The 13,151-nt window shown below is 41.5% G+C and carries 13 protein-coding genes and 1 tRNA gene; 8 read left to right on the top strand and 6 right to left on the bottom strand.

Features of this window, described 5'->3' with window-relative positions:
- Positions 1 to 144: 144 nt before the first annotated feature.
- From AAFH98_RS03220 to AAFH98_RS03200, 5 genes are all read left to right on the top strand, one after another.
- A tRNA-Leu gene (locus AAFH98_RS03220) sits at positions 145 to 227 on the top strand.
- 60 nt (positions 228 to 287) lie between these two features.
- On the top strand, positions 288 to 1,574 hold the full coding sequence (gene tig, locus AAFH98_RS03215) for a trigger factor (protein WP_342521233.1): 1,287 nt from the start codon (positions 288 to 290) through the stop codon (positions 1,572 to 1,574).
- 71 nt (positions 1,575 to 1,645) lie between these two features.
- Positions 1,646 to 2,278, top strand: a complete 633-nt coding sequence (gene clpP, locus AAFH98_RS03210; protein ID WP_342521232.1) for an ATP-dependent Clp endopeptidase proteolytic subunit ClpP — start codon at positions 1,646 to 1,648, stop codon at positions 2,276 to 2,278.
- Positions 2,279 to 2,299: 21 nt separating this feature from the next.
- On the top strand, positions 2,300 to 3,562 hold the full coding sequence (gene clpX, locus AAFH98_RS03205; protein WP_342521231.1) for an ATP-dependent Clp protease ATP-binding subunit ClpX: 1,263 nt from the start codon (positions 2,300 to 2,302) through the stop codon (positions 3,560 to 3,562).
- A 111-nt stretch (positions 3,563 to 3,673) separates the two neighbouring features.
- The gene (locus tag AAFH98_RS03200) at positions 3,674 to 4,996 is read left to right on the top strand and encodes a HAMP domain-containing sensor histidine kinase (protein WP_342521230.1); all 1,323 of its coding nucleotides are present in this window, start codon (positions 3,674 to 3,676) and stop codon (positions 4,994 to 4,996) included.
- Between the two features lie 11 nt (positions 4,997 to 5,007).
- Here the strand turns inward: AAFH98_RS03200 and AAFH98_RS03195 are convergent, their stop codons facing one another.
- The 6 genes from AAFH98_RS03195 to AAFH98_RS03170 all read right to left on the bottom strand — a co-directional run bounded on the left by AAFH98_RS03195 (position 5,008) and on the right by AAFH98_RS03170 (position 10,406).
- Positions 5,008 to 5,583, bottom strand: a complete 576-nt coding sequence (locus AAFH98_RS03195) for a sigma-70 family RNA polymerase sigma factor (RefSeq protein WP_342521229.1) — start codon at positions 5,581 to 5,583, stop codon at positions 5,008 to 5,010.
- Between the two features lie 249 nt (positions 5,584 to 5,832).
- On the bottom strand, positions 5,833 to 6,561 hold the full coding sequence (locus AAFH98_RS03190) for a CPBP family glutamic-type intramembrane protease (protein ID WP_342521228.1): 729 nt from the start codon (positions 6,559 to 6,561) through the stop codon (positions 5,833 to 5,835).
- Positions 6,558 to 7,667: a LysM peptidoglycan-binding domain-containing protein gene (locus AAFH98_RS03185; RefSeq protein WP_342521227.1), complete on the bottom strand. Its 1,110-nt coding sequence runs from the start codon at positions 7,665 to 7,667 to the stop codon at positions 6,558 to 6,560. Before AAFH98_RS03185 ends, AAFH98_RS03190 begins: the two co-directional genes overlap by 4 nt.
- Positions 7,667 to 8,014 (bottom strand): tetratricopeptide repeat protein, encoded by a 348-nt coding sequence (locus AAFH98_RS03180; RefSeq protein ID WP_342521226.1) that lies wholly within the window; start codon positions 8,012 to 8,014, stop codon positions 7,667 to 7,669. Before AAFH98_RS03180 ends, AAFH98_RS03185 begins: the two co-directional genes overlap by 1 nt.
- Before the next feature lie 107 nt (positions 8,015 to 8,121).
- Positions 8,122 to 9,303 (bottom strand): chorismate synthase, encoded by a 1,182-nt coding sequence (gene aroC / locus AAFH98_RS03175; protein ID WP_342521225.1) that lies wholly within the window; start codon positions 9,301 to 9,303, stop codon positions 8,122 to 8,124.
- Positions 9,300 to 10,406, bottom strand: coding sequence for a potassium channel family protein (locus AAFH98_RS03170; protein ID WP_342521224.1), 1,107 nt, complete (start codon positions 10,404 to 10,406; stop codon positions 9,300 to 9,302). Before AAFH98_RS03170 ends, aroC begins: the two co-directional genes overlap by 4 nt.
- 122 nt (positions 10,407 to 10,528) lie before the next feature.
- On the opposite strand from AAFH98_RS03170, the gene AAFH98_RS03165 reads away from it, so the two are divergent.
- Genes AAFH98_RS03165 through AAFH98_RS03155 form a run of 3 tightly spaced genes read left to right on the top strand, consistent with a single transcriptional unit; the run spans position 10,529 to position 12,966 of the window.
- Entirely contained in the window at positions 10,529 to 11,266 is a 738-nt protein-coding gene (locus tag AAFH98_RS03165) for an MlaE family ABC transporter permease (RefSeq protein WP_342521223.1), read from the top strand.
- 15 nt (positions 11,267 to 11,281) lie between these two features.
- Positions 11,282 to 12,022, top strand: a complete 741-nt coding sequence (locus AAFH98_RS03160; protein ID WP_342521222.1) for an ABC transporter ATP-binding protein — start codon at positions 11,282 to 11,284, stop codon at positions 12,020 to 12,022.
- 14 nt (positions 12,023 to 12,036) lie between these two features.
- On the top strand, positions 12,037 to 12,966 hold the full coding sequence (locus AAFH98_RS03155; protein WP_342521221.1) for an MlaD family protein: 930 nt from the start codon (positions 12,037 to 12,039) through the stop codon (positions 12,964 to 12,966).
- Positions 12,967 to 13,151 lie beyond the last annotated feature (185 nt).

Raw genomic sequence — 13,151 nt, 5'->3', positions numbered from 1 at the left:
TTACAAAATTGCTGAAATGACTCATAGCTCTTTCAACAGAAATACATGTTTTATTTGTGTTGAAATCAGAAGAAAAAAGCCATATTTTTCGAGACTCTCAAATTCTGGTAAAGCTAATTGTTTTGCCAAATGTTGAAAGTACCTGCGAGAGTGGCGGAATTGGTAGACGCGCTAGATTTAGGATCTAGTGCCTTTAAGGCGTGGGGGTTCGAGTCCCCCCTCTCGTACTTAGCATGTTATCACTTATTATTTTATTGTCATAATCAAAGACCATTCGGAGTAGTTCTGTGGAAATTACTGTAAACGATATAACCTCTGTCGATAAAGAGTTAATTATTTCAGCCGATCGTGAAGATCTGGAGCCTAAATTTAAAGAGGCGTACAAAAAATATCGCGGCCAAATTAATATGCCCGGGTTTCGTCCTGGCAAGGTGCCGTTGAAAATTGTACGTAAGCGTTTTGGCGATGAGATTGAGCAGGAAGAGGTCGGCAAATACGTTCAGGAAGTATTTGAAAATGAGGTGGTTCCTGAATATGAGCCGGTAGGCGAAAGCCAGATGCTTGAGCTGAACTGGGAAAATGATGAGCTGGAAGCAAAGTTCAAGATTGGGGCACGTCCGGAGTTTGAGCTTACGGATTTGAGCAAGGTTGAGGTTGATCGACTTGTACATGATGTTACTGATGATGAAGTTCAAGAAGAGATTGATCGTCAGCGTAAGCAGCAGGGCAATTGGGAAGAGGTCGAGGAAGAAATTACCGAAGAAACACGGGTAACGGTTGATGCTATTCCATTGGATGATGATGGAGAACCCGAAGAGGAAAATAAAACTGAAGAAACCATTGACCTGACTCAAGAAGAGTCTAAGCAGTTTGGTGAAGATCTGTTGGGTCATGAGGTTGGTGATGAAGTTGAAGTAGAGGTTGGGCACGAAGATCATACGCACAGCTTTAAGCTGATCGTTAAAAAAGTAGAGAAGCTTCACAAGGCTGATCTCACAGATGAATTTGCAAAGAAGGCATCGAATAATGAGGCTAAGAATGTAGATGAGTTTAAAAGCCTGATGAAAAGTAAGATTCAGGATTATTACGATCAGTCTGCCGATGATCTTTTCAAGAACGATATCATCGATGCGCTTGTTGAAAAGCATGAGTTCGATGTTCCCGAAGTATTTAAGAGTCAGGTGCAAAACCAATATGTTGAACGTGTGAAGCAGCAGTCACAAGGACAGCTGCCGCCTGATTTCGATGAAGAGGAATACAAGGAGAATATGGAAGATCGCGCTATTCGCGATGCTAAGTGGTTTTTCTTGAATGAGAAGCTGCAAGAAAAATTTGATGATATCGAGATAAAACCCGAAGATATAGATCAACACTTAGAGGCTGAGGCTTCGCGTTATGGTATTGAGGTTGATCAGATGCGGAATATGTTTGCACAGAATCCGCAACAGTTGGAAAGCCTGAGGAACAGTATTCGTGAAGACAAGGTATTTGATAGGTTGAAAGATGAGGTTAATATTAATGAAATTGATAAAGAAACCTATCAAGAGAAGCACGACGAAAAGATTAAGGCGTAGTTTCTAATCAGTATTAGTTGAATAAAATTTTTATTTCCGAGTTACCTATGGAAAAACAACCATTATACGAAATGCCCAACGACAACGGACAAGCTGATCGCATCCAGAATAATAACCTGGTGCCTATGGTCGTCGAAAAGACCGAGCGTGGCGAACGTGCTTTTGATATTTATTCTCGACTGCTTAAGGATCGCATTATCTTTTTAGGTACTCCGGTAAATGATGCGGTAGCAAGTTCTATTGTAGCACAGATGTTGTTCTTGGAATCGGAGGATCCAGAAAAGGATATCAATTTGTATATCAACAGCCCGGGTGGCGTTGTGTCATCAGGTTTCGCCATTTATGATACCATGCAATATGTGAAGTGTGATGTGGCTACAACATGTGTGGGTATGGCCGCATCGATGGGAGCTGTACTATTGGCTGGTGGGGCTGCCGGTAAGCGAAATTTGCTGCCTAATTCTCGTGTTATGATTCACCAACCGCTGGGTGGTGTGCGTGGACAAGCCAGTGATATTGAAATTGAGGCTCAAGAGATTTTGCGTATCAAAAAGCTGATTAGTGAAGTGCTTGCTAACCATAGTGGCAAATCAGTAGATGAAGTTATGGAAGATACCGACCGTAACAAATGGATGGCGGCCGAAGAGGCCAAGGAGTACGGTTTGGTTGATAATATTATGAAGCGTAAAAAAGACGAAGAGTAATAAGAATTTAGTTATCGGACTATGAGCGACCAAGAGAATAATGACGACAAGACAATCCACTGTTCATTTTGTGGGCGGTCAAGCCATGAAGTAAATAGCATGGTCGCCGGTCCTAATGATGTGTATATCTGTGATCGGTGTGTGGCCGATGCTTCGGGTATCGTAAAAAGTGATCTGGCTTCAATGTCAGAGAAGCGGGAAAAGAATTATAAACCGCTGTTAAAACCGGCTGAGATAAAATCTCGGTTAGATGAATATGTGATTGGCCAAGACGGAGCTAAGAAAACACTATCGGTAGCGGTATATAATCACTACAAACGCATTAGCTCGGATATGGGCGATGAGTTTGACGATACCGAAGTGGAAAAGAGTAATATAATTTTGCTCGGCCCTACGGGTTGCGGTAAAACGCTGCTGGCTCGAACGATGGCCGATATTATTGATGTACCCTTTACCATCGCGGATGCGACTGTTCTCACCGAAGCTGGATATGTTGGTGAGGATGTAGAAAGTATTTTATCAAGTCTGTTGCAGTCTGCTGACTATGATGTGGAACAGGCCAAGCGCGGTATTGTCTATATTGATGAGGTTGACAAGGTTGCGCGTAAAAGCGATAACCCTTCAATTACGCGCGATGTATCTGGAGAAGGAGTACAACAAGCACTCCTTAAGATTCTGGAAGGTACGGTAGCTAATATTCCACCTAAAGGTGGACGTAAGCATCCTGAGCAAAGTTTTATACAGGTAGATACGTCTAACATTCTGTTTATATGTGGCGGTGCTTTTAGCGGGCTGGAAGATATTATTGCTAAGCGTTTATCGGTTAGCTCAATGGGGTTCCATTCTGATGAACAGGTAACTTTTGATAAGGATAATCCGGATATTTTTACGCACGTTGAGGCGCAAGACCTGCAGCGTTTTGGATTGATTCCTGAGCTTATTGGGCGATTACCAGTGATTTCTGGGTTGCATCAGCTGGATAAAGATGCGATGGTTGAGATCCTTGTTAAGCCCAAAAATGCGCTTGTAAAGCAATACAAGAAGCTCTTTCAGATGGAGGGAGTAGAGCTTGTTTTTGAAGAAGAGGCTCTCGAAGTGATTGTTGAAAAAGCGCTTGAACGTGGTACCGGTGCTCGAGGATTACGTTCTATTATGGAATCCTCAATGCTGGAAATTATGTATACCTTGCCATCAATGGATAATATTGAACGATGTGTAATTACTCGTGAAACCGTACTTGATGAGGCTCCACCGGTATACGAGAAGCGAAAAGCCTCGGCATAGAAAGACTGTTATCATATTTTAAAGGCATCACCGATTCGGTGATGCCTTTTTTATTTTGTAAAATATACGGTACTTATACCTATACTAAGTCCTGATTCTACTTGTACCGATATGAAAATTCAGCTTACGTCCAACAGGATAAATATTGTTTTAGTTGGATTGCTCATTTTGCTTGCCATAGGGTCGTTTGCTTACAATCAGTATTTGATCAATCGAATACTCGTTCAAGAGCGATCGGGCATAGAGCTTTGGGCAAAAGCCATTGAGTATACAGGTAATCCTACGCAGGAAGATATTAGCCAGAAATTGTTGGCGGCATCGGATTATCTGCGAAGCAATACTTCGGTACCTGACCGGATTATATCAATGATTGAAGAAGCTGAGGCCGATCGGGCATCCCAAACATTTGTGACTCAGGAGATTGTATTAAGCGAAGATCGATTTCAGGTACCACGAATTATTGTGGATGAACGGGGTGAAATTATTTTCAATAATCATGTAGATGATCCGGTAGATCAGGAATTAATTGATCAGTTTGCGGCTATGCATGATCCCATCGAAATAACGATCGGCAATGAAGAGTACTCTCAGACACAATACGTTTATTACGGGGAGAGTCCTACAGTACGGTATCTCAGGTATTTTCCCTATATCCAATTAAGCTTGCTGGCGGTGCTGCTTGGGATTGGGTATATAAGTTATCGAACGATTGCGAAGTCTGAACAATCTAACTTGTGGGTGGGTATGACGAAAGAAGCGGCACACCAGTTGGGAACTCCACTTTCGAGTTTATACGGTTGGGTAGAGTTGTTACGAGAAGAAAAGGAGGATGACTTTACACAGCGAATTTGTAATGAGTTGGAAAACGATATTACCAGGTTGCGCGGAGTGGCAGAGCGGTTTAATAAAATTGGCTCCGAACCAGAGTTAAATCCCCAGCGGCTGAAGCCTATTATTGAGGAGGTGATGGATTATATGGAGCAGCGACTGCCCCAGTTGGGTAAAAATGTTGATGTGCTGCGGACAGTTGATTCAAATGTACGGGCAAAAGTTAATGCTGATCTATTTCAATGGGCACTTGAAAACCTTATTAAAAATGCGATGGATGCTATTAAATCGAGTACAACATCGTCGTATGTATCAGTGCGATTAGAACGGGTGGAAGACGAGGTGTTTATAGATATCAAAGATTCGGGAGTAGGCATTGAAAAGAAATATCAGGGCGAAATTTTTAAACCGGGCTATAGTACTAAAAAAAGGGGTTGGGGGCTTGGGTTAAGCCTTACGAAGCGAATCATTGAAGAGTATCACAAAGGGAAGCTCTTGATTCATAAATCGGAACTGGGAGAAGGAACGACTATGCGTATTATCCTGCGGGCAGAAGAGAAACAGAAATCACAAGATAAAGAAGAGATACAATCTGCTAAGGTATAAGCCGGCTGGGACTAATCTTCCTTATAGCCTCGTTTTTCAGCGTATTCTTTGAGCTGGGCTTTTAGAAGGTTGCGTCCACGGTGCAGTCGAGATCGGATAGTTCCAATAGGAACATCAAGCATATTTGCAATTTCTTCGTACGTAAATCCTTCTACATCACAGAGCAGTACGACCGTCCTGAAGTCTTCGGGCAATTCTTCTAATGCCTGGGAGATGTCATCATCAACAAGCTCACGAAACATCTTGTCTTCCAGATCGGAGGTATCGGTTCGGTCGGCACGAATTGTTTCGTAAAAAGAAGATACCTCGTCGTAATCAACCTGATTGGGTTTTTTCGATTGCTTTCGATAATTGTTGATATAGGAGTTTTTTAGGATACGGAATAGCCATGCCTTTGCATTCGTACCTTTCTCATAACTGCTGAAAAAGCGAAATGCTTTAACAATAGTATCCTGGACAAGATCTTCGGCGTCACTTGGGTCAGAGGTGAGGCGAAGGGCAAAGTTGTACATAGCATCCAAGTGGGGAACAATTTCTTCCTCGAAATCTTCCTGCTTTTGGATTTCTTCTCTGGTTAATTCGGCCATCCCGATAGCTTAACTGTTTGTTGTTAAGTCAAATATGATTAAGTAATGCAATGAGGTGGTGGATATCATGATCACACTCATTATCATAGCACTTTCCCCTTGTCATCAAATATAACAAATCTTATGATATCAATTATCACGTTAAAACGTTAATTGTTTTAACTGATAAACCTTATAGTCAAAGTTAATGCAGTTGATATCGGGGAAAACTATATAGTTGATGGTATAAGCTTTTACAATCTTACAAAATTAAAATACGATGACCATCAGATCGTAAATAGCATGAGTCCATGCCGCCATACCAAAGCCCCGCCATAGGTAAATGGCGTTTAATGCCAGACCAAATAAGAAACGGAATAAAAATGAACCGAATGTAAAGGGATCACCATAAACGCCAAAATAGTGAACCAAGCTAAAAATGGCTGCTGCTAACAACATGGCTGCAATAAAAGCAACAGATTGTTTGGTGAATATTTTTTTGAAAACGTATAGAAGTGCTGAAACTAATAAGACGCGAAAAAACAATTCTTCGTAAAGGCCGGCCCCCAACGAAAGAGCAAGTTGTTGTAGCGTCGATAACGTTTCTACAGGTGATAGTTGAACTATTTGCAGTAGACCGCTGACTGTGGTTGAAATCAGAATGGCCAATAGAAAGGCATAAAACGATGCTTCAACCAGCATTGTAAAAAAATAACTTGTCTTTAGCGACCCTAATTTTTTTCGTTCACGGTAAAGCACAACGAGTCCAATAAGAGCTACCAAAATAAGCGTAATAGAAACGACATCTTGCCCAACGTAAGAAAATAGAGTCTTGATCCATATATCGACCGAAATACGTACTACCTGCTCTGTATCAGGTTGGGCTAAAAAGATGAGTACTTCGTACAGCAGTAACAGGGGAAGGCTGATAAGATAGCTGTATAAAAGGGTGTTGGTAGTTCTAAAATACCGTTTTATAGGATTTGTAAGCTTACTCATTGATTTTGGTAAATGGTGACTGTTGGCAGTTCTTTAGAAAAGTTCAAAGTTTGCCAAGCCGTTGATGAAAGCTTGAGTCCATTTCCCGAATGTCGGTCATTGATCCGTACATATACTCCTTTATCATTGTCGTTACTTTTGATAAAGATAATGGAGCCAAGCGTGATATTAGAATGTGCGGCCGTTAATTCCTCGGGATTATACAACTCTCCATTGGTGGTAGGATTTCCCCGTTCACTTTCACTGTATTGCGATACAGCGGTAGAACCTAAATCCTGCAAATCGGAGCTGTTTAGATAGGGATTTTCAAAGGTTCGGGTTGGAGGGGCTAATACTGTAACTTCATCACCTTTCCGGAAATTTTTATTATTGCTATTAGGATTTAAAGCCTGAAATTCTTCTTCATCCATACGAAAGGTACTAAGCAGTTCTTGTAATGTTTGGGATTGTGAAACCGTATGGACTACAAATTTGCCTTGCGGAGAAGAGTCAACATTGTTAACGGCAACCGAAGGCGGTGGGGTTGATTTACCCTGCACCGTAAGCTGTTGTCCTACCCGGATGGTATTGGAGCTCAAGTCGTTAAGAGATTTTAGCTCATCGACGGTCATATCAAACTCGTCTGCAATCTTGTAGAGTGAATCGCCACTCTTTACGGTATAGTAACTATTACGTTGCGTGTTTTGATCAACGACTAATGACTGTTGTTGCTGATTCGATTTTTTGGAAGGATAGATCGTAAGTTCTTGCCCCACCTGAAGGTTATTTGCTGATAATTGATTCCAGCTTTTTATTTCAGCGATACTCACATTGTATTGTTTCGATATTGAAAAGAGGGTTTCTTGACGCTGTATTGTATGGGTAATAGCTGCATTGGAAGAGGGTTGGCTAATAAGTAGGGTTTGTCCCACCGAAAGTTCATTGCCGCGCAGGTTATTCCAATCTCGTATTTGGTTTACATCTACATCGTATTGTTGGGCAATACTAAACAATGTTTCGCCCTGTTTGACGGTATGGGTATTTGTTTGTGCCCATGAACTACTGGTAATGCAGAATACTGTAAAAAGGAGGAGTGCAAAAGTCTTAAAAAAAGATAGTTTTATCATCAGCTTGATCGTTCTTCCATTTCCGTTTCTACTTGCATAAGAGCTTCTCTGAGTTCCTTTTCAGTGCGCTGCTCTTTTTGGCGTACTGCCACTTGTATACCTTTTTGATACAATTCTGCAGCCTCGCTCAAATGGTCTAAAGCTTCATAAAGCTTCCCTAAATGATAATAGACGCCTACATATTCGGGATCGCTCGACAAGATATCCTCAAACAAAATACGTGCTTTCTTGAATTCGCCCCCTTTGCGAAACTCAAGTGCAAGGGCAAATTTCGAGAAGGAATCGCCGGGATTATTCTTAATCTGTCGAGCCAGTTGCTTTATTTTAGATTGTTCCTCTGAACTCATAATAGGTTACAGTAACGTTAGAGTTAGGGACGGTATTTTATGTTCCAACAAGAAAATACAGAAATTGCAACCATACATCATTGTTATCTTTAATTGATAAAGGGTTATTATTGATGTTGATAGCGTTCTTCAATTTCCTCGATAGAGTCGCCGCCAAATTTTTCTAAAAAGGTATTGGCAAGCACGGGTGCAATTACACTTTCCATCACCACAATAGCTCGCGGCAATGCACACACGTCCGACCGTTCGTAGCGGGTGTCTTTCTTTTCTTTGGTTTCGATATCTACTGTATCGATAGGAGTAAGCATGGTAGGGATAGGTTTCATGACGCCTCGGATAATGAGCGGCATACCGGTTGTAATTCCACCTTCGATGCCTCCCATGCGGTTGGTCTTCCGTTTGTACGTGTCATCTTCATAAGAAATTTCGTCATGTACCACTTGTCCATGACGCCGTCCGGATTCAAATCCTTGTCCTATTTCAAACCCCTTCATGGCTTGGGTACCCATGATAGCTTGAGCCAGTTGCCCTTCGAGCTTGCGGTCCCAGTGGACAAAACTGCCAAGACCTGCCGGTAGTCCGGTGACGATAACTTCCCAATGTCCGCCAAGGGAGCTACCCTCTTTACGACGCTTGATAATCAGGTCGCGCATCTCTTGGGTAAGTTCTTCGTCAAGACATCGAACGGGTGACTCATCAGACTTTTCAAAAATAGTTTCAGCGCCCTTTTCAGCAAGCGGATCTGTAATAGCTCGAACATCCTCCCAGGAATTATCATACCCCACGCTGCCGATCCGGGTAACATGGCCGCCGATTTCAATTCCAAAATGTTTTAGAAATTTTCGAGCGATGGAACTGCAGGCTACGCGCATAGCCGTTTCGCGGGCACTTGAACGCTCAATGGCGGGACGTATATCATCATAACGATACTTTTGGATACCAGTAAGATCGGCATGCCCGGGACGTGGAACGGTAATCTTTTCAACATCTTCACCATCCCCTTCTTTAGCTAATACTTTGGGCCAGTTAGAATCGTCTTTTTTATGAGCACGGTTGGGCATCTGCAGGGCAATAGGAGCTCCCGTTGTTTTGCCAAAGCGGACACCCGATGAAATATCAGCGCGATCTTTTTCAAAAGCCATTCGTCCGCCGCGTCCATATCCTTTTTGACGGCGTGCCAAGTGCAGGGCAATTTCGTCTTCGGTAATAGGCAATCCTGCTGGTACTCCTTCAACGATGCCTGTCAGTTGTGGTCCGTGTGATTCGCCGGCCGTTAAGTATCGTATCATGTAGATTGGATATTATTTTTTGGAGAGTTAAGGTTATTTATGAAGTCATGATTTGAAACGCGTTCCTCGAGTGTGCGAAAGTCTTTACATCCCTTTTCTCTGAGATGTTTTATACGTTCAAAATCACCCAGTACAATTAGAGAGTCGCCAACTGAGATTTTGTCTTGGCTACCTGGATTAAATTGAATTTTTTCTTGGTCTTCTGGAATGATGGCAATAATGACGACAAAATACTTTTGCCGAATCTGAGCATCTTGTAACGTTTTGTTTGCTAATTCAGATCCTTCAAAAACTTTAACCTCATCGAACACGTGATCTTGGGTGGTGCCATCTAAAATGCGGTTCATAAATTGGTCAACATTTGGACGCAATATCACATTGGCCATTCGGTCTGCTCCAATTTCATACGGGGATATTACTTTATCGGCACCGGCACGCAAAATCTTTTTGGTATTATGGTGATGGTTCGTTCGCACAAGAATAAAGATATCGGAATTTATATCACGAGCAATGAGCGTTACAAAAACATTATCCTGATCTCTTGACAAGGTGCAGATTAATCCTTTGGCTCGTTCAATTCCGGCCTCTTTAAGAACGTCCTCATCTTGAGCATCACCGGCTACATATAGCAGGTTTTCATTTTTTACCCGTTCGAGACTGCTTTCCCTATTATCAATAACAACAATGGGGATATCTGCATCTTTTAGCACTTCTGCAATACGGTGACCAATGCGGCCATAGCCTGCAATAATATAATGTTGCTCCATCTTTTGGAGTTGCTTTTTCATAGCTCGAATCCTAAAAATTTCACTTTCAAATATAAGCTGTGTTGTTTGAGAGGCAATATAAGAGATTACCCCAATCCCCATAACAAATAGTACCATCGTTAAGATACGGCCCATCTGCGACAGGTTTTTCAGTTCGGTAAAACCTATAGTGGTGATAGTGATGAAAGTCATATAAAACCCATCAAAAAAGGGCATACCTTCGATAAAATGGTATCCCAAAGAACCAAGCAGGAATACGACTGCCAAAATAGATAGTGCAATAGAAATCCTTAGCACTATAATATTATCTATAATGTCGTCGTAAAAGGGGGTCATTTATGAGTTGTTGCTTCAATTAATTCAACAGGGATTAATATAGTCTAAAAATTAATGCGTTTGAAATGACAACGACCGATAAATTTAATAGTTTCCAAGGTTCTTTTAGCACAATATGATTTATGGAAGCATTAGAAAAATTAGGAAGATATAGCCTGTTGTTATACAGGTCGTTGCGTTCGTTGTACGAGGTAAATACCTACAAGAAAAATCTCGTTAATGAACTTTTAAAAATAGGTTACGAGTCGGTACCTATTGTATTGTTGACGGGGGTTTTTACTGGTGCCGTAATGACCATTCAGACGGCCTACCAGCTTGAGATTGCTTTTATCCCCATCTCTGTAATTGGCGCTATTACATCCGAATCGTTACTTATTGAGCTTGCGGCAGTGATCACAAGTTTGGTTCTGGCCGGCAAGGTAGGAGCACGTATAGCAACCGAGCTCGGGACTATGCGTGTAAGCGAGCAAATTGACGCCTTGGAATCAATGGGATTTAACTCCGTTTCATTTCTTGTACTGCCGCGTGTATTGGCAGGACTTATTATGTTTCCGATGTTATATATATTTGCCAGTATTTCTGGTATTATCGGTGGTGTTGTGGCCGGAGGCCTATCGGGAGCAATTCCTCCTGCTGAATTTATGGAGGGAGCACGTGAGTTCTTTTATCCCTGGGATGTAACATTTGGTATTCTTAAAGCTTTTGTATTTGGTTTTGTAATAACCTCTGTTTCGTGTTTTAAGGGATATTATGCATCTGGTGGCGCCGAAGGAGTTGGTAATAGTACGACTCAGGCTACTGTTTTAAGTTGTATTTATGTACTGTTAGCCGATTTTGTGTTGGCGGCCGTGTTCTTATAAGTTCAAAAAATAAAGATGATAGAAATACGAAATCTCAAAAAAAGTTTTGGCGATCTCCTTGTTTGGAAAGATGTCTCATTTGATATTGGAGATGGAGAAACCGTTGCTATTATTGGTCGTTCAGGTTGTGGGAAATCCGTATTGGTAAAGCACTTAAATGCCCTGATGTATCCCGATTCGGGTGAAGTTATTATTGATGGGAAAAATGTATTTGAGCTTGAATACATAGCGTTACGAAAAATGCGTCAGCGCTTTGGTGTATTATTTCAGGGTTCGGCTCTGTTCGATTCGCTCAATACTTTTGAAAATGTAGCTTTTCCGCTACGTTACTTCACAGACTTTTCTGAAGATAAAATTGTAGCTAAAGTAGAGGACGCTTTGGGAATGGTTAATCTTGAAGGGACTGGCGAAAAATCACCTGCTGAACTGTCAGGTGGAATGCAGCGGAGAGTAGCACTGGCCAGGGCTACCATTCTGCAGCCCGACTTTTTGGTATATGACGAGCCAACCTCCGGTCTGGACCCACAAACATCGTCAGAGATTAATAATTTAATCATCTCTATGGCCGAGAATTTAAGTATTACATCCATTGTTGTAACGCACGATATTCACAGTGTTTTACAGATTGCAGAAAAGGTAGTATTTCTCGAGAATCAGGAATTGTGCTGGCATGGCACTGTTGAGGAAATGAGGAAAAGCGATAATCAACAGTTGATGGATTTTATTACTGCAAGCGAGTATCAAATTAAAAATTAATTAGCGGAGTTATTTTGAAAATCAGTAACGAATTAAAAGTAGCATTAACAATTTTAGTAGCCCTTGCTATCGGGTTTATTGGGTATCGAGTGATGAGTGACTTGCCTATGTTCCGTCAGTCGCAGATTATACACTCCACCTTTGATCGTACCGATGGTCTTTCACCGGGAAATTATATTTACATCAACGGGGTAAAAGTGGGCTCGGTGAAAAAGATGGAACTTATGGACAGTGATAGTGTTGCCGTAACGCTAAGTTTCGAACTTGGTGTAGGTATTCCTCAAAATTCAGTTGCGTATTTACAATCGTCTGGATTGCTCGATGAAAAGGCAATTGTGGTTGAGCGTGGAGATTCCCCAGAGATGCTTAGCTATGGTGATACCATTGAAGGAAAATACCGCGCGGGCATGATGGAAACGTTTAAAGATGAAGGGGAAGCCTTGAGTGAGGATGTCTCGGAATCTTTTGAACAGTTAAATAGCTTTTTGGCCCAGCTTAATGATGTTCTTGATGATGAGGCCAAAGGGAAAATTGACAGTGTATTTCAAAATCTAAATTATACATCCGACCAAATCGCCACTGTTCTTGAAAATGAACGCGTTAAGATTGAGTCAAGTATTCGGCACGCCGAACGAGTGTTAGCAAATGTGGATACAATGAGTACTCGCAATAAGTCACGCGTTGATTCGGTACTGGCCGGTTTAGATACATCGATTGATGAGTTGGAAGTTCTGAGTAAAGATCTAAGGAAAACAAATAGTGAACTGCAGGATATTCTTGTCAAAATTAATTCGGGAGAAGGAAGTCTTGGCAAGATGGTGAATGATCCGGCATTGTATGATAATTTGGAAAGTATGAGCCGAGAGATGGATTCCTTGATCAAAAATATCAATGAGAATCCACGCAAATATCTGAAACACATGCGGCTTATCGAAGTGTTTTAAGTTACTGTTTACCGTAGTTTGTGGAAATAATCTTTTTTGGATTATTCCGTTAACAATTTCTCTGCTTGCCAGATTGCTCTTAGCACTGCCTTCTTGTATATTTGGAAGCTTGTGAAAAGCACATGAATGTCATTTTTGAATCAATTAAGACGTAGATAAGAGGATTTTATGGGTGTAATGGATAA

Origin of the sequence: Fodinibius sp. Rm-B-1B1-1 (genome assembly GCF_038594945.1) — a bacterium.
Classification (GTDB): domain Bacteria; phylum Bacteroidota; class Rhodothermia; order Balneolales; family Balneolaceae; genus Fodinibius; species Fodinibius alkaliphilus.
Note: the sequence above shows the minus strand (reverse complement) of the source record. Positions and strands in the feature narration are given on the sequence as shown.

What these genes read in the sequence shown, in the direction of transcription:
- AAFH98_RS03160 (WP_342521222.1), top strand. Translation starts at nt 11,282, where the DNA reads ATGATAGAAATACGAAATCTCAAAAAAAGTTTTGGCGATCTCCTTGTT.
- AAFH98_RS03200 (WP_342521230.1), top strand. Translation starts at nt 3,674, where the DNA reads ATGAAAATTCAGCTTACGTCCAACAGGATAAATATTGTTTTAGTTGGA.
- AAFH98_RS03190 (WP_342521228.1), bottom strand. Translation starts at nt 6,561, where the DNA reads ATGAGTAAGCTTACAAATCCTATAAAACGGTATTTTAGAACTACCAAC.
- AAFH98_RS03195 (WP_342521229.1), bottom strand. Translation starts at nt 5,583, where the DNA reads ATGGCCGAATTAACCAGAGAAGAAATCCAAAAGCAGGAAGATTTCGAG.
- AAFH98_RS03165 (WP_342521223.1), top strand. Translation starts at nt 10,529, where the DNA reads ATGGAAGCATTAGAAAAATTAGGAAGATATAGCCTGTTGTTATACAGG.
- aroC (WP_342521225.1), bottom strand. Translation starts at nt 9,303, where the DNA reads ATGATACGATACTTAACGGCCGGCGAATCACACGGACCACAACTGACA.
- clpX (WP_342521231.1), top strand. Translation starts at nt 2,300, where the DNA reads ATGAGCGACCAAGAGAATAATGACGACAAGACAATCCACTGTTCATTT.
- AAFH98_RS03185 (WP_342521227.1), bottom strand. Translation starts at nt 7,667, where the DNA reads ATGATAAAACTATCTTTTTTTAAGACTTTTGCACTCCTCCTTTTTACA.
- AAFH98_RS03180 (WP_342521226.1), bottom strand. Translation starts at nt 8,014, where the DNA reads ATGAGTTCAGAGGAACAATCTAAAATAAAGCAACTGGCTCGACAGATT.
- clpP (WP_342521232.1), top strand. Translation starts at nt 1,646, where the DNA reads ATGCCCAACGACAACGGACAAGCTGATCGCATCCAGAATAATAACCTG.
- AAFH98_RS03170 (WP_342521224.1), bottom strand. Translation starts at nt 10,406, where the DNA reads ATGACCCCCTTTTACGACGACATTATAGATAATATTATAGTGCTAAGG.